Annotated in this window: 12 protein-coding genes; all 12 read right to left on the reverse strand. The window is 65.2% G+C overall.

Annotated elements, in window-relative coordinates:
• Nucleotides 1–483: a PaaI family thioesterase gene (locus tag RZE79_RS15290; RefSeq protein WP_153284263.1), complete on the reverse strand. Its 483-nt coding sequence runs from the start codon at nucleotides 481–483 to the stop codon at nucleotides 1–3.
• 2 nt (nucleotides 484–485) lie between these two features.
• A complete protein-coding gene (locus RZE79_RS15295) occupies nucleotides 486–1,661 on the reverse strand; it encodes an acetyl-CoA C-acyltransferase (RefSeq protein ID WP_099797034.1) in 1,176 nt (391 codons plus the stop codon).
• Between the two features lie 49 nt (nucleotides 1,662–1,710).
• Complete coding sequence (locus tag RZE79_RS15300; RefSeq protein ID WP_319355278.1) at nucleotides 1,711–3,189, reverse strand: M20 family peptidase; 1,479 nt, start codon at nucleotides 3,187–3,189, stop codon at nucleotides 1,711–1,713.
• 30 nt (nucleotides 3,190–3,219) lie between these two features.
• Nucleotides 3,220–5,322, reverse strand: coding sequence for a 3-hydroxyacyl-CoA dehydrogenase NAD-binding domain-containing protein (locus RZE79_RS15305; RefSeq protein ID WP_319355279.1), 2,103 nt, complete (start codon nucleotides 5,320–5,322; stop codon nucleotides 3,220–3,222).
• A 148-nt stretch (nucleotides 5,323–5,470) separates the two neighbouring features.
• Nucleotides 5,471–6,166: an ABC transporter ATP-binding protein gene (locus tag RZE79_RS15310; RefSeq protein ID WP_101491595.1), complete on the reverse strand. Its 696-nt coding sequence runs from the start codon at nucleotides 6,164–6,166 to the stop codon at nucleotides 5,471–5,473.
• Nucleotide 6,167: 1 nt separating this feature from the next.
• Entirely contained in the window at nucleotides 6,168–6,944 is a 777-nt protein-coding gene (locus RZE79_RS15315) for an ABC transporter ATP-binding protein (RefSeq protein ID WP_062471315.1), read from the reverse strand.
• Nucleotides 6,945–8,267 carry a branched-chain amino acid ABC transporter permease gene (locus RZE79_RS15320; protein ID WP_319355280.1) on the reverse strand — a complete coding sequence of 441 codons (1,323 nt, stop codon included), beginning with the start codon at nucleotides 8,265–8,267 and terminating at the stop codon, nucleotides 6,945–6,947.
• A 4-nt stretch (nucleotides 8,268–8,271) separates the two neighbouring features.
• Nucleotides 8,272–9,225 (reverse strand): branched-chain amino acid ABC transporter permease, encoded by a 954-nt coding sequence (locus RZE79_RS15325; protein ID WP_056580816.1) that lies wholly within the window; start codon nucleotides 9,223–9,225, stop codon nucleotides 8,272–8,274.
• Nucleotides 9,226–9,308: 83 nt separating this feature from the next.
• Nucleotides 9,309–10,550 carry a branched-chain amino acid ABC transporter substrate-binding protein gene (locus RZE79_RS15330; RefSeq protein WP_153284258.1) on the reverse strand — a complete coding sequence of 414 codons (1,242 nt, stop codon included), beginning with the start codon at nucleotides 10,548–10,550 and terminating at the stop codon, nucleotides 9,309–9,311.
• Between the two features lie 201 nt (nucleotides 10,551–10,751).
• Nucleotides 10,752–11,981 carry a branched-chain amino acid ABC transporter substrate-binding protein gene (locus RZE79_RS15335; RefSeq protein WP_153284257.1) on the reverse strand — a complete coding sequence of 410 codons (1,230 nt, stop codon included), beginning with the start codon at nucleotides 11,979–11,981 and terminating at the stop codon, nucleotides 10,752–10,754.
• A gap of 144 nt (nucleotides 11,982–12,125) precedes the next feature.
• On the reverse strand, nucleotides 12,126–13,769 hold the full coding sequence (locus RZE79_RS15340; protein ID WP_319355281.1) for a 3-(methylthio)propionyl-CoA ligase: 1,644 nt from the start codon (nucleotides 13,767–13,769) through the stop codon (nucleotides 12,126–12,128).
• A gap of 117 nt (nucleotides 13,770–13,886) precedes the next feature.
• Nucleotides 13,887–15,674 (reverse strand): carboxylesterase family protein, encoded by a 1,788-nt coding sequence (locus RZE79_RS15345; protein WP_319355282.1) that lies wholly within the window; start codon nucleotides 15,672–15,674, stop codon nucleotides 13,887–13,889.
• Nucleotides 15,675–15,854: the final 180 nt, after the last annotated feature.

Raw genomic sequence — 15,854 nt, forward strand, 5'->3', positions numbered from 1 at the left:
CTACGACTTCGCGGGTGACGAAGTCTTCTTCTTCGGGGAATCGGGCAGCGTGGCGATGGTGCCCTGCGCCAGCGCGCAGAGCTTCTCGGTGCCGTCGTCGGCCACCGCCACCACCTCGCAGGTGCACACGGCCTGCGAGCTGCCGGTGTGGACGGCCCGGGCGCGCGCAATCAGCCGCTGGCCGATGGCGGGCCGCACGTAGTTGATCTTGAATTCGGAGGTCACGACCGGCACGCGCAAGGCGCTGCCGCCCGCAAAGGTCAGCGCGTTGTCGGCCATGTAGCTCACGATGCCGCCATGGGCGAAACCGTGCTGCTGCTTCAGCTGCGCGGTGAGCGGCAGCTGAAGCTCGGCATGGCCCGGCGCGAGCGCGTGCAGCTCGGCGCCGATCAGCACGCTGAAGGGCTGCGCAGCGAGCACGCTGCGCCCATATTCCAGGACGGCTTCGGGCGAGACCTCCTGGTCAATGCCCAAGCCGGACATGGTTACAGGACCTCGAACACGCCCGCAGCGCCCATGCCGCCGCCGATGCACATCGTGACCACGACCTTCTTGGCGCCGCGGCGTTTGCCTTCGATGAGCGCGTGGCCCGTGAGGCGCTGGCCGCTCACGCCGTAGGGGTGACCCACGGCGATGGCGCCGCCGTTCACGTTCAGGCGATCGCCCGGAATGCCCAGCTTGTCGCGGCAGTAGATGACCTGCACGGCGAAGGCTTCGTTCAGCTCCCACAGGTCGATGTCGTTGACCGTGAGGCCCAGGCGCTTGAGCACCTTGGGGATGGCGAAGACCGGGCCGATGCCCATTTCGTCGGGCTCGCAACCGGCCACGGCAAAGCCGAGGAAACGGCCGATGGGCGCCAGGCCCTTCTGCTGCGCGTACTTCTCGTCGACCAGCACGCAGGCGCCGCCGCCGTCCGAGAACTGGCTGGCGTTGCCGGCCGAGATCAGGCCGCCGGGCATGGCCGGGCGGATGCCGCTGATGCCTTCCTTGGTGGTGCCGGGGCGGATGCCTTCGTCGTTCTCGATCGTGACTTCCTTGGTGCGCAGGCCCATCACGGGGTCGGCCACGCCGGCCAGCACGGTGATGGGAGCGATTTCTGCCTTGAACAGGCCGGCCTCGAGCGCGGCGGTGGCGCGCTGCTGGCTCTGTGCGCCGTATTCGTCCATGGCGTCGCGGCCGATGTTGTAGCGCTTGGCGACCTGCTCGGCGGTCTGCAGCATGTTCCAGTAGATCTCGGGCTTGTGCTTCACGAGCCACGGGTCGGCCAGCATGTGCGTGTTGGCTTCGTTCTGCACGCACGAGATGCTCTCGACGCCGCCGGCCACGTACACCTCGCCCTCGCCCGCGATGATGCGCTGGGCGGCGGTGGCGATGGTCTGCAGGCCCGACGAGCAGAAGCGGTTGATGGTCATGCCCGAGGTGGTGACCGGCAGGCCGGCGCGCAGTGCGATCTGGCGCGCGATGTTGGAGCCGGTGGCGCCTTCAGGCGTGGCGCAACCCATGATGACGTCGTCGACCGAAGCCGGGTCGATGCCGGCGCGCTGCACCGCGTGCTGCACGGCATGGCCGCCCAGCGTGGCGCCGTGCGTCATGTTGAAGGCACCCTTCCAGCTCTTCGCGAGCGGCGTGCGGGCGGTGGAAACGATGACGGCGCTGGTCATGGTGAGGTCCTTTGAAGATGGAAGGGAAAAGAGGAAGAAGACGGGGTCGTCATTGCGCCGGCGCGGCAGCGTTCGTGTTGCGCAGGAGCTGGTGGTAGAAGCCGATCATCTCGCCGTAGTTCGAGATGGCCAGGCGTTCGTTGTTGCCGTGGAAGCGCGCCAGGTCTTCGCCCTTCACGCGGAACGGCGAGAAGCGGAAGACGGCATCGCTCACGAGGCTGAAGTGACGGGAATCGGTGGCGGCGGTCATGAGGCCGGGCGCCACCACGGCGTCGGGGAAGCTCTGGCGCACGGCCTGCTGGATCGCGCGGTAGCCGGTGCTGTCGGTGGGCGACACCGGCGAGGGCTCCGAGTTGCCGGGGTACGGCTTGATCTTGATCTCGTCGTCGCCCAATGCCTTGCGCAGGTGCGCCTCGACGCTGGCGAGCGTGTCGCCGGGCAGCACGCGGAAGTTGACGGCAGCCTCGGCGCGGCCGGGCAGCACGTTGTCCTTGTTGCCGGCGCGCACGATGGTCAGCGCGGTGGTGGTGCGCAGCATGGCATTGCTGCTCGGGCTCTTCTCGAGCTGGCCACGCACGAGCGGCTCGGTGAGCCACAGGTTCGACAGCATGACGCGGTTGACGCCGCCCATCTCGGGGGCGAGCGCACCGAACATCTGGCCGGCCACGCCCTGGATACCGCCGGGCATCTGGTTGGCTTCGAGGCGCGCGAGCGCGGCGCTCATGCGGCCGATGGCGCTTTTTTGCGGCGGCATCGACGAATGGCCGGGTGCGGTGTCCAGCGAGAGGAAGAAGGTGCCGTAGCCTTTTTCGGCCAGGCCGATGAGCGCCGCGGGCTTGCTCAGGCCGGGCAGCACGCCGTCGAGCACGAGCAGGCCTTCGTCGAGCACCCAGTCGAGGCGCACGTTGCGCGACTTGAGCAGCTCGGCGATGGGCAGCGCGCCGCGCAGGCCGCTCACCTCTTCGTCGTCACCCATCACGAGGTAGACGGTCTGCTTCGGCTGGAAGCCGGCGCCAATGAGAAGCTCGATGGCTTCCATCTGCGCGAAAAGATTGCTCTTGTTGTCGAGCGTGCCGCGGCCCCAGACGAAGCCGTCCTTGATCTCGCCCGCGAAGGGATCGACCGACCAGGCCTTTTCGGTGCCGGACGCGATGGGCACCATGTCCTGGTGCGCCATGAGCGCGATCGGCTTGGCCGACGGGTCGGTGCCGGTCCAGGTATAGAGCAAGGCCTTCTGGCCCACCACTTCCTTCTTGAGGGTGGCGTGGACCTTCGGGTACTGCTGCGCCAGGTAGGCGTGCAGCTTGTCGAACTCGGCCAGGTTGGCGGCCGGATCGTCCAGGCTCGACACCGTGCGGATCGGGATCGCACCGGCCAGCCGCTTCGCAGCGGCCTGCAGGTCGATCTCGAGCTTCGGTGCGGGCGCCACCGCAAGCTGTTGCGATGGCGTGGTCCAGGTCTTGACCGCCACGGCCGCCACGAGTGCCAGCAGCACCAGCAGCAGCCCGAGGAAGATGCGTTTCAACATGGGCGGTCTTGATCTGGGTTCAGTTCAGTCTCAGCTGAAGGACTTGCCTTCGGCCACCAGCTTCTGGATCAGCGGTGCGGGCTGCCAGAACTCGGCGTCGTCGCGCGGGTTCTGCGCAAAGCGCTTCATCGTCTCGGCCACGTTGTACAGGCCGACCTGCGAGGCGTAGTGCATCGGGCCACCGCGGTAGATCGGGAAGCCGTAGCCGGTGAGGTACACCATGTCGATGTCGCCCGACTTGGAGGCAATGCCGTCTTCCAGGATGTGCGCGCCTTCGTTGACGAGCGCGAACACCAGGCGCTGCACGATTTCCGTGTCGGAGATCTTGCGCGGCGTGATGCCCAGTTCCTTGCGGTGGTCCTCGATCATCTTGTTGACGAGGTCCGACGGAATGGCGTCGCGCTTGCCGGCCTGGTAGTCGTACCACCCTGCCCCGGTCTTCTGGCCGAAGCGGCCCAGTTCGCAGAGCTTGTCGGCCGTGCGGCTGTACTTCATGTCGGCGCGCTCGGTGGCGCGGCGCTTGCGAATCGCCCAGCCGATGTCGTTGCCGGCCAGGTCGCCCATGCGGAACGGGCCCATGGCAAAGCCGAACTTCTCGACGGCCTTGTCGACCTGCTGCGGCGTGGCGCCTTCGTCCAGCAGGAAGCCGGCCTGGCGGCTGTACTGCTCGATCATGCGGTTGCCGATGAAGCCGTCGCACACGCCCGACACGACCGAGGTCTTCTTGATCTTCTTGCCGATGGCCATCACGGTGGCCAGCACGTCCTTGGACGTGGCCTTGCCGCGCACCACTTCGAGCAGCTTCATCACGTTGGCCGGGCTGAAGAAGTGCATGCCGACCACGTCTTGCGGGCGGTCGGTGAACGAGGCGATCTTGTCGACGTCGAGCGTCGAGGTGTTCGAGGCCAGGATGGCGCCCTTCTTGGCGACGCGATCGAGTTCCTTGAAGACCTTTTCCTTGACGCCGATTTCTTCGAACACCGCTTCGATGATGAGGTCGGCGTCCTTCAGGTCGTCGTAGCTCAGCGTGGTGCTCAACAGCGCCATGCGTTGCTCGTACTTGTCCTGCTTGAGCTTGCCCTTCTTGACCTGGGCTTCGTAGTTCTTCTTGATGGTGGCAATGCCGCGGTCGAGTGCCTCTTGCTTCATCTCGAGGATCTTGACGGGGATGCCCGCGTTCAGGAAGTTCATCGAGATGCCGCCGCCCATGGTGCCGGCGCCGATGACGCCGACGGCCTTGATGTCGCGCTGGGGCGTGTCTTCGGGCACGTCAGGGATCTTGCTCGCGGCGCGCTCGGCCATGAACAGGTGGCGCAGCGCCAGCGATTCGGGCGTGAACATCAGCGCGGTGAAGAGGCGGCGCTCTTCGGCCATGCCGTCGTCGAACTTCATCTTCGTTGCGGCCTGCACAGCGTCGACGCACTTCAGCGGCGCGGGGTAGTTCTTCGACATGCCGCCGACCATGTTCTTCGCGAACTGGAAGTAGGCATCGCCTTGCGGGTGCTTGCACGGCAGGTTGCGCACCAGCGGCAGGTCGCCGCCCTTCGCTGCGACCGACTTGGCGAGCTCGACGGCTTCGTCGAACACCGACTCGGCCGATGCGGCCAGCTTGTCGAACAGCTTCTGGCCCGGCAGGCTCGCGAGCAGTTCGCTCTTCACCGGCTCGCCGCTGACGATCATGTTCAGGGCAGTTTCCACGCCGAGCACGCGCGGCAGGCGCTGCGTGCCACCGGCGCCCGGCAGCAGGCCGAGCTTGACTTCAGGCAGTGCCACGCTGGTGCCGGGAGCGGCCACGCGGTAGTGGCAGCCCAGGGCCAGCTCGAGGCCGCCGCCCATGCACACCGAATGGATGGCTGCGACGATGGGCTTGGGAGAGGCTTCGAGCGAGAGGATCACGCTCAGCAGGTTGGGCTCTTGCAGCGCCTTGGGCGTGCCGAATTCCTTGATGTCCGCACCGCCCGAGAACGCCTTGCCGGCGCCCGTGATGACGATGGCCTTGACGGCGCTGTCGGCATTGGCCTTGGACAGGCCGTCGGTGATGCCGATGCGTGTCGAGAAGCCGAGACCGTTGACCGGCGGGTTGGTCAGGGTGATCACGGCGACATCGCCGAGCACTTTGTATTCAGCCGTCATGCTGCGTTCCTTGGTGTGTGAAGAAAAAGAAGAAAAAGCACGAGTGTTCTTTTTCGAGGATTCTAGGCGTTTTGCGCGTCGCAACAATGGCACGCAGTCGCTGTCGGGACAAGGGGAATCCGGGGCGTAGCCCGGACTCCCGGCTGGATCAGACCTCCAGCCACTCCCGGCGTGTATTGCCATCGGCGCGCAGGCTGTCGGGCGTGCCGTCGAACACGATGCTGCCGTGGCCCATGACGAGCGCACGGTCCGAAATCTGCATCGCGATGGTGAGCTTCTGCTCGATGAGGAGCACCGAGATGCCCTTGTCCTTCAGCGTGCGCAGGTACTGCCCCACCAGCTCGACGATCTTGGGCGCAAGGCCTTCGGTCGGCTCGTCGATGATGATCAGGTCGGGGTCGCCCATGAGCGTGCGGCACAGCGTGAGCATCTGCTGCTCGCCGCCCGAGAGCACGCCGGCCTCGGTGTGCTGGCGCTCCTTCAGGCGCGGGAACATGGTGTACATGTCGTCGAACTGCCAGCGGCTGCCCTTGCCCGTGCCCTTCTGCCCCAGCAGCAGGTTCTGGTGCACCGTGAGCTTGGGAAAGATCTCGCGGTTTTCGGGCACGTAGCCGATGCCCATGTGCGCGATCTCGTAGGCCTTGCGGCGCAGGATGTCGTTGCCCTTCCACTGCAGCGTGCCCTCGGCATGCACCAGGCCCATGATGGCCTTGGCAGTGGTCGAACGGCCCGAGCCGTTGCGACCCAGCAGGGCCACGATTTCGCCCGGGCGGACGTCGAAGGAAACGCCATGCAGCACATGGCTCTTGCCGTAGTAGGCGTGGATGTCGTGAAGCTTCAGCATGTCAGTGTCCCGCTCCCTGTGCATCGGCCACAGAGGACCCCAGATACGCCTCTTGAACCCGCGCATTGGCGCGAACCGCCGCCGGCGTGTCGAAGGCGATGACTTCGCCGTAGACCACCACGGCGATCTTGTCGGCCAGCCCGAAGACCACGCCCATGTCGTGCTCCACCGTCAACAGCGTCTTGCCGACGGTGACGTGCTTGATGAGCGAGATGAAGTGCGAGGTCTCGGTCTTGCTCATGCCGGCCGTGGGCTCGTCCAGCAGGATGACGCCGGCGCCGCCGGCGATCGTCACGCCGATCTCGAGCGCGCGCTGTTCGGCATAGGTGAGGTTCACCGCATGCACGTCGCGCTTGCGCTCCAGGCCGATCTGCTTGATGAGCTCTTCGGTGCGCGCGTTGGCGTCGTCCAGGTTCGAGAGAAAGCGCAGGAAGGTGTACTTGTAGCCCAGGCTCCACAGCACGCCGCAGCGCAGGTTCTCGAAGACGCTGAGCTTCGGGAAGATGTTGGTGATCTGGAAGCTGCGCGACAGCCCCAGGCGGTTGATTTCATACGGCTTCTTGCCGTCGATGCGCTGGCCGTTGAGCAGCACCTCGCCGCTGGTGGGCGTGAGCCGCCCGCTGATCAGGTTGAACAGCGTCGACTTGCCCGCGCCGTTCGGCCCGATCACGGCGATGCGTTCGCCGGCCTTCACCGCCAGGTCCACGCCGCGGATGATTTCGGTTTTGCCGAAATTCTTGCGCAGCGCCTTCAGTTCCAATGCGTATTGCGCGCTCATTTACGCCGCCTCCCGACGTTTGATTTCTGCTTCGATCTCTTCCTGCGCCTGGCCCCAGACCCGCACGAAGCGGCGCCGTGCCACCTCGAGCAGGCCCAGGCCGACGGCCAGGATCGCGATGGCGCCGAGCCAGCTGCTCATGCCCGCCGTGTTCAGCATGGTGCCGAAGAACTTCAGGTCCGGGCCCATCGCCGCGTTGAGCTGGATGTGATAGATCATCTCGATCAGCGCAGCCGCACCGATGACGACCGGCACCAGTGCCACGGCGAGCGCGGCGTACAGGCCCCAGAAGCGGTTGAACTTGCCGAACTTGGCCACGCGCAGGTTCATCATGACCAGGCTGGCGATGCCGCCCGGGGCGAACATCACCATGAACACGAACACCAGGCCGAAGTACAGCTGCCAGGCCTTCGACAGTTCGGACAGCAGGATCGAGGCGAACACCAGCAGCACCGCGCCGATGATCGGACCGAAGAAGAACACCGCGCCGCCCAGGAAGGTGAACAGCAGGTAGCCGCCCGAGCGGATGGCGTTCAGGCTGTCGGCCGCATTCACGATCTCGAAGTTGATCGAGGCCAGGCCGCCGCCGATGCCGGCAAAGAAGCCCGCGATGATGAACGCGAAGTAGCGCACGCGCTGCGTGTTGTAGCCGATGAACTCCACGCGCTCCGGGTTGTCGCGCACCGCGTTCAGCATGCGGCCCAGCGGCGTGCCGGTGAAGGCATACATCAGGGCGGTGCACACGAAGCAGTACGCGGCGATCAGGTAGTACACCTGGATCTGCGAACCGAAGTTGAAGCCGAAGAAGGTCGGGCCGTACACGCGGTCGGTGGTGATGCCGCCCTCGCCGCCGAAGAAGCTCGGGAACATCAGCGCCATCGAGGCCACGAGCTCGCCGATGCCCATGGTGATCATGGCAAAGGTGGTGCCCGATTTCTTGGTGGTCACGAAGCCCAGCAGGATGGCGAAGAACATCCCCGCCAGACCGCCGACGAGCGGAATGAGCACCAGCGGAATCGTCGGGCCGCCCTTGGTCGCCAGGTTCATCGCATGGATGGCGATGAACGAGCCCAGGCCGGTGTAGACGGCATGGCCGAAGCTCAGCATGCCGCCCTGCCCCAGCAGGATGTTGTAGCTCAGGCAGATGATGATCAGGTAGCCCATCTGCGAGAGCATCGTCAGCGCCAGGCTGCTCTTGAACAGCATCGGCGAGATGATCAGCACCAGCGCGAACAGCGCCCAGATCAGGTAGCGCCCGATGTTCCAGGGTTTGAAGCGGTAGTACCGCGTCGGGGTCGGGGAAGTGGTGGTTGCGGTGGTCATGGTGTCAGTCCTCCCGGGTGCCCAGAAGACCCTTCGGGCGGAAGATGAGGATCAGCACGAGGAACAGGTACGGCAGGATCGGCGCGACCTGCGAGATCGTGAGCTTGAGCAGCTCGTAGCCGAAGGTCTGGTCGGTCACGGCCACGCCCAGCGCCTGCAGCGCGGTGGCCAGCGAGTGGTCCAGCGCCACGGCGAAGGTCTGGATGATGCCGATCAGCAGCGACGCCAGGAAGGCGCCCGCCAGCGAGCCCATGCCGCCGACCACCACCACCACGAAGATGATGGAGCCGACCGAACCCGCCATGGCCGGTTCGGTGACGTAGGTGTTGCCGCCGACCACGCCCGCCAGGCCGGCGAGCGCGGCACCGCCGCCGAACACCAGCATGAACACGCGCGGCACGTTGTGGCCCAGCGCCTCGACCATGTCGGGGTGCTTCAGCGCCGCCTGGATCACCAGGCCGATGCGCGTGCGCGTGAGCAGCAGCCACACGGACACCAGCATCAGCAGCGCCACCAGCATGATGAACGAGCGCGACTTGGGGAACTGGGTGCCGTACAGCGTGAAGAGCGGCCCCTGCAGCGCCTCGGGCAGGCCGTAGGGCACCGTGGAGCGGCCCCAGACCAGCTGGACCAGCTCGAGGATGAGGTACGAAAGGCCGAAGGTCACCAGCAGTTCGGGCACGTGGCCGAACTTGTGGACCCGGCGCAGGCTGTAGCGCTCGAAGGCCGCACCCAGTGCGCCCACCAGCAGCGGCGACAGGAAGAGCGCAGGCCAGAAGCCGACGACGCCTGACAGGGTGTAGGCGAAATAGGCGCCCAGCATGTAGAAACTGGCGTGTGCAAAGTTGAGCACACCCATCATGCTGAAGATCAGCGTAAGGCCAGAGCTCAGCATGAACAACAGCAAGCCGTAGCTGACGCCGTTGAGCAGTGAGATGACGAAGAATTCGACGTTCATCGGTCTTCCGTGTCGGTTGAAAAAGAAAGAGGCCCGAGTGTTGAAGTCGGGCCTCGACCGGTCAGGGGGCGATCAGACGCCGATCAGGAGGCGCCGCCGGGTCGCTTCATCTGGCACGAGGTGGGCGTGCTCGAGACGTAGGGCTCGTAGTACTTCACCGGGGCCAGCGTGTAGCCGGTGTTTTCCGGGCTGTACGGGCTCTTCGCGTCGGCCTTCTGCCAGCGCGTGATCCACAGGCCCTGCTGCAGCTGGTGGTCGGACTTGCGCATCTCGACGTCGCCGTTGAAGCTCTTGAACTTCATGCCTTCCATGGCGGCGGCCACCTTGACGGGGTCGGTCGACTTGGTGCGCACGAAGGCTTCGGCGAGCATCGCGTACACGGTGTACGGCGAGGTCGTGTACAGGTCTTCGTTGAAGCGCTTCTTGAACTCGTTCATCATCGGCGCGATCGGGCCCGGGGCGTTGTAGTGGCTGTAGCCCACCATGTACACCTTGCCGTCCGAGGCCGCGCCCATGGCGGTCGGCGTGCCGTTGGTCACGGCGTAGTAGGTGTAGAACTTGACGTTCAGGCCCGAGTCGTTGGCCGACTTGATGAGCAGCGCGAGGTCGGAACCCCAGTTGCCGGTAATGACGGTGTCGGCGCCCGATGCCTTGATCTTCGCGATGTAGGGTGCGAAGTCGCGCACCTGGGCCAGCGGGTGCAGGTCGTCGCCGACGATCTGCACGTCGGGGCGCTTGCTCTTGAGGTTGTCCTTGGCGTACTTCGAGACCTGCTGGCCGTGCGAGTAGTTCTGGTTGATCAGGTAGACCTTCTTGATGTCGGTCTGGTCCTTCATGAAGGTGGTCAGCGCTTCCATCTTCATGGAAGTGTCGGCATCCAGGCGGAAGTGCCAGTAGCTGCACTTGCTGTTGGTCAGGTCGGGATCGACGGCCGCGTAGTTGAAGTACACGACTTCCTTGCCCGGGTTGCGGGCGTTGTGCTTTTCGAGCGCGTCCATGATGGCCAGCGCCGGGCCGGAGCCGTTGCCCTGCACCACGTAGCGCGCGCCCTGGTCCATGGCCGAGCGCAGCGCGGCGGTGGTTTCCTGCGGGCTGAGCTTGTTGTCGATGCCGATGACCTCGAACTTCACGCCGGCCGCGTTCTTCTTGTTGAATTCTTCGGCCAGGAACTGGAAGGTCTTGAGCTGGTTGGTGCCGACCGCCGCCATCAGGCCCGACAGCGGGTCGAGCCACGCGATCTTGACGGTCTCACCCTTCTGGGCAAATGCACCGGCGGCAGTTGCCGCGAGCACGGCGGCGGTAGCGATCTTCAGAGCGAACTTCAATCTATATCTCCTGGTCAGAACCGATATCAAAAACGCTGCACAAGCGTACAAGTCTTTGCCACCCCACCCCTCAGGGAATGCCCGTAAGGAAGGGGCCGCAAGGGCACGTATCTATCGCGCAGGCGACAGTGCATTTCCTGATTTACTACCCGTCGGTAGGTTTCTTCTACCGATGGGTAGGAAATGCGTTCACAAAGACGCCTAGGGGCGCTTCATCTGGCAGGTCGTGGGCGTGCTCGCCACATACGACTCGTAATACTTCACGGGGACGTTGGTGTAGCCGGTGTTCTCGGCGTCGTAGGGGTACTTGGCGCTGGCCTTCTCCCAGCGCGAGATGTACAGGCCCTGCTGCAGCTGGTGGTCGGCCTTGCGCATCTCGACCTCGCCGTTGAAGCTCTTGATCTTCATGCCTTCGAGCGCCGCGGCCACCTTGACGGGGTCGGTCGACTTGGTCTGCACGAAAGCGGCATCGAGCAATGCGAAGGTGTGATAGATCGACGACTGCGTGAGGTCGTCGTTCATCTTCTTCTTGTAGCCGGTCAGCAGCTTCTGGATTTCGCCGCCCATGTTGTAGTGGGCATAGGCCACGGTGTAGACCTTGCCTGCCGAGGTGGCGCCCATGGCCGTGGGCGTGCCGGCGCCCGGTGCGTAGTACGTGAGGAACTTGACGTCCAGGCCCGAGTCGTTGGCCGCCTTGATGAGCAGCGAGAGGTCGGAGCCCCAGTTGCCGGTGATGACCGTGTCGGCGCCCGAGGCCTTGATCTTGGCGATGTAGGGCGAGAAATCGCGCACCTGCGCGAGCGGGTGCAGGTCGTCGCCCACGATCTGGATGTCGGGGCGCTTGACCTTCAGGTCTTCCTTGGCGTACTTGGACACCTGCACGCCGTGCGCGTAGTTCTGGCCGAGGATGTAGACCTTCTTGATGTCGGTCTGGTCCTTCATCCAGGTGGTCAGCGCTTCCATCTTCATGGAGGTGTCGGCATCGAGGCGGAAGTGCCAGTAGCTGCACTTGCTGTTCGTGAGGTCGGGATCGACCGCCGCGTAGTTCAGGTAGAGCAGTTCCTTGCCGGGGTTGCGCGCGTTGTTCTTCTCGATGGCATCGATGATCGCCAGCGCCGGGCCCGAGCCGTTGCCCTGGGTGATGTAGCGCGCGCCCTGGTCTTGCGCCGAGCGCAGCGCGGCGGTGGTCTCCTGCGGGCTGAGCTTGTTGTCGATCGCGATGATCTCGAACTTCACGCCCGAGGCATTCTTCTTGTTGAACTCCTCAGCCAGGAACTGCGTGGTCTTGAGCTGGTTGGTGCCCACCGCGGCCATGAGACCCGACAGCGGGTCGAGCCAGGCGATCTTGACGGTCTCGCCCTTCTGGGCGAATGACGCTGAAACGCTCACCAACATGGCACAGGCTGCCACTGACTTGATACCGAAGTGCATGAAGAGTCTCCTGAGTGAAAGAGCCGGGGGACGCCAGCGTACAAGCGCCCTTTTCTTCGCCGCACAGGGATTGCCCGGAAGGAAGGCCGCCGAAGCGGCCTTCCTATCGCGTGCGCGACAGTGCGGGTGGGCTTTGGCCGTGCTTCAGAGGCCCGGCAGCTTGTAGTCCTTGAGCAGTTCGCGAAGCTTGGTCTTGAGGATCTTGCCGGTGGCGCCGATCGGAATGGCCTCGACGAACACCACGTCGTCGGGGATCTGCCACTTGGCGGTCTTGCCCTCGTAGAACTTCAGCAGCTCCTCACGGGTGACTTCGGCGCCGGGCTTCTTCACGACGGCGATGATCGGGCGCTCGTCCCACTTGGGATGGAACACACCGATGCAGGCCGCCATGGCAATGGCCGGGTGCGCGACGGCGATGTTCTCGATCTCGATGGAGCTGATCCATTCGCCACCGGACTTGATCACGTCCTTGCTGCGGTCGGTGATCTGCAGGTAGCCCTCGGCATCGATGGTGGCCACGTCGCCGGTGGGGAACCAGCCCCGGCCCGCGGCGTCGACGACCAGCGGGTTGCCGCCCTCGCCCTTGAAGTACTCCTTGACGACCCAGGGGCCCTTGACCAGCAGGTCGCCGTAGGCCTTGCCGTCCCAGGGCAGCTCGTCGCCGTTGCCGTCGACGATCTTCATGTCGACGCCGAAGATGGCGCGGCCCTGCTTCATGCGGATCTGCAACTGCGCGTCGGCGGGCAGCGACAGGTGCTTGTTCTTCAGCGTGCACAGCGTGCCCAGCGGGCTCATCTCGGTCATGCCCCAGGCATGCAGCACCTCGACGTTGTAGTTCTCCTGGAACGCCGTGATCATGGCCGGCGGGCAGGCCGAGCCGCCGATGACGGTGCGGTTGAGCTTGCTGAACTTCAGGCCGTTGGCCTGCATGTGGCCCAGCATCATCTGCCAGACCGTAGGCACGCCGGCCGCGAAGGTCACGCCCTCGGCTTCGATGAGTTCGTACACCGACTTGCCGTCGAGCGACGGGCCCGGGAACACGAGCTTGCAGCCCACCAGCGCGGCCGAATACGGAATGCCCCAGGCGTTGACGTGGAACATCGGCACCACCGGCAGCACCGAGTCTTGCGCCGAGATGCGCATGACGTCGGGCAGCGCGGCAGCGTAGGCGTGCAGCATGGTCGAACGGTGGCTGTACAGCGCGGCCTTCGGGTTGCCCGTGGTGCCGCTCGTGTAGCACATGCTCGAGGCCGAGTTCTCGTCGAAGGTGGGCCAGTCGTAATCGGTGGACTGCGCGCCCATCCAGGTTTCGTAGCTCACGAGATTGGGCACGCCGCTGTCGGCCGGCAGCTTGTCGGCGTCACACAGTGCAACCCATTTCCGGATCGTGGGACAACGCGCATGCACCGCCTGCACCAGCGGCAGGAAGCTCAGATCGAAGCACAGGATCTGGTCTTCGGCATGGTTGGCGATCCACGCGATCTGGTCGGGGTGCAGGCGCGGGTTGATGGTGTGCAGCACGCGGCCGCTGCCGCTCACGCCGTAGTACAGCTCCAGGTGGCGGTAGCCGTTCCAGGCCAGGGTGGCGATGCGGTCGCTGAACAGCAGTTGCTCGCCGTCCAGCGCGTTGGCCACCTGCCGGGCGCGCGATGCGATGTCGCTCCAGGTGCAGCGGTGGATATCACCCTCGACACGACGCGAGACGATCTCGCCGTCGCCGTTGTGGCGCTCGACGAACTCGATCAGCGACGAGATCAAAAGCGGTTGGTCTTGCATCAAACCCAGCATCTACGGACTCCTATGTGAAATGACTTCAGAAAGCTTTGCGAACGAGAGATTCACGCAAGCTTCGGCCACTTGCACAATGACACAAACCCGCACTGCATGATTGAACGAAGCGGCTCTTCAAGGGACCGTCACCGGCGTGATCCTGGCGGCCGTCGGCGTCGCGTCGAGCAGCATCTGCGAAGGCCACGTGCCCCAGGTTGCACCGAGTTCGGGCGTGTTCGGATCGCCGTTGCGCATGAACGCACCGACGCTGGCCATGACGGCCTTCGACAGCGCCACGCGCCCCTTCTCGTTGGCCTTGCCGCCCATCACGTTGCTGAGCAGCGAGCCCTCGAAGTTGCCGAACACGAACGGCAGGTCGAAGGCGTGCGCGGCGCCGTACACGTCGTTCCACGGCGCGGCCTCTTGCGACCAGTCGAGGCGGTAGTGCCAGAGGTTCGACTGGCGCGTCTTCATGGTGTTGAGCAGGTTGTCGCGGTTGGCGCCGAACAGGCCCTGCGTGATGGTGTCCGTGGCCGCGTTGTAGCCCAGGCCAACCGCACCTACCGGCAGGTAGGTCGGGTGGATGATGTCGGCCACCGTGAGCGTGGGCGCGGCATCGGGGTTGAAGCCGAACATCATCGAGAAGCGCTGGGCGTCGGTGACGATCCAGCCGGGGTCCGGGTAGCCGATGGTCTTCAGCAGCGACGCGAAGAGCTTGCCTTCGTCGCGCGTGTTTCCCGCGAGCATGGGCACCTTGACGTACTTGTCGGCCGCGATGGCGCCGATCGGGTCGGCCGGCAGTACCGTGCCGTCGGGAATGGGCGCAACGGCCCCCAGGCCGGCTGCAGCGACCTTGGTCAGCAGCGCCCCGCCCTCCTGCGCACGCAGGTACTCGGCAATCTGCACCGGCGTGCGCGTGCCGATGTACACCTTGGCCGCCGCGTCATCGGCCACAGTACCGTCGGCGACAAGCAGCTTTTCGAGGATCGTCTGGCCCTGCGTCAGCGACACCGACACTGGCTGCAGCGTCGGCAGCGTCCTCGCCGGCAGGTTGGTCGCGAGCGAAATGCCGCCGCTCATCTCGAAGGCCTTGTGGAACAGGCCCTTGGCCATCGGCGAGGTCATCACCGCCAGCAGGTTGGTCGCGCCGGCCGATTCGCCCGACAGCGTGACGTTGCCCGGGTCGCCACCGAAGTTGGCGACATTGCCTTGAATGAAGCGCAGCGCCGCCATGTTGTCCAGCAGCGCGAAGTTGCCCGAATCGTCGCCCGCGCTGCCGCCCGGCCGCAGCTGCGGCATGTTCAGGAAGCCCAGGATGCCCAGCCGGTAGCTGGCGGTGATGACCACCGCATTGGTGGCCTTGGCCAGCGCCGCGCCGTCGTACAGCGGATCGGCCGTGTAGCCTGAAATATTGCTGCCGCCGTGGATGAACAACAGCACCGGCAGGTTCTTGTCGGTGGTGGCCGGACGCCAGATGTTGACGAACAGGCAGTCCTCGCTGCCGACCGGCTTGCCTAGGTTGGTGCCGATGGTGGCGTCGTAGGTGTTGTTGGTGCCCGGGCTGAAGAGCCGGCCGATCTGCAGACAGGCGTTGCCGAAGGCCTTGGCCAGGCGGATGCCGGTCCACGCCTCGGGCTCGACCGGTGCGCGCCAGCGCAGCGCGCCGACCGGGGGCTGGGCAAATGGAACGCCTTTCCAGGACCAGGTGCCGGTCTTGGCGCTGTCGTCCACGCCTTCGACCTTGCCGGCCGTGGTCTGGCGCACCATGGGGCCGTCGGCGGCAGGTGCTGGAGCGGGGGCCGGTGCCGGCGCCGGTGCGGGCGGCAGGATCGGGAAGCCCGGCGACCCCGACGAGCCGCCGCCGCAGGCCGCGAGCGCCGCTGCGGCGGCCAGCGTGGCCACCGTTGCAATGGCGCGCGCCATCGCCGTTTGTCCTGCCGCACCCTGGTTTTGTGCTGTTGTCGTTGTCTTCATGTTTTGTCTCCACACCGGGTTAATCGGAATTCCTGGCTCGGCGCTCGGCACCCATACTGCGGGCCGCCATGCACTGGAAAAATTCTAGGAACCGGCGCCGTTTTCACCGCTATCGCAAGCGAGCCAATC

The sequence above is a fragment of the Variovorax sp. EBFNA2 genome, from assembly GCF_033802765.1.
GTDB lineage: Bacteria > Pseudomonadota > Gammaproteobacteria > Burkholderiales > Burkholderiaceae_C > Variovorax > Variovorax paradoxus_H.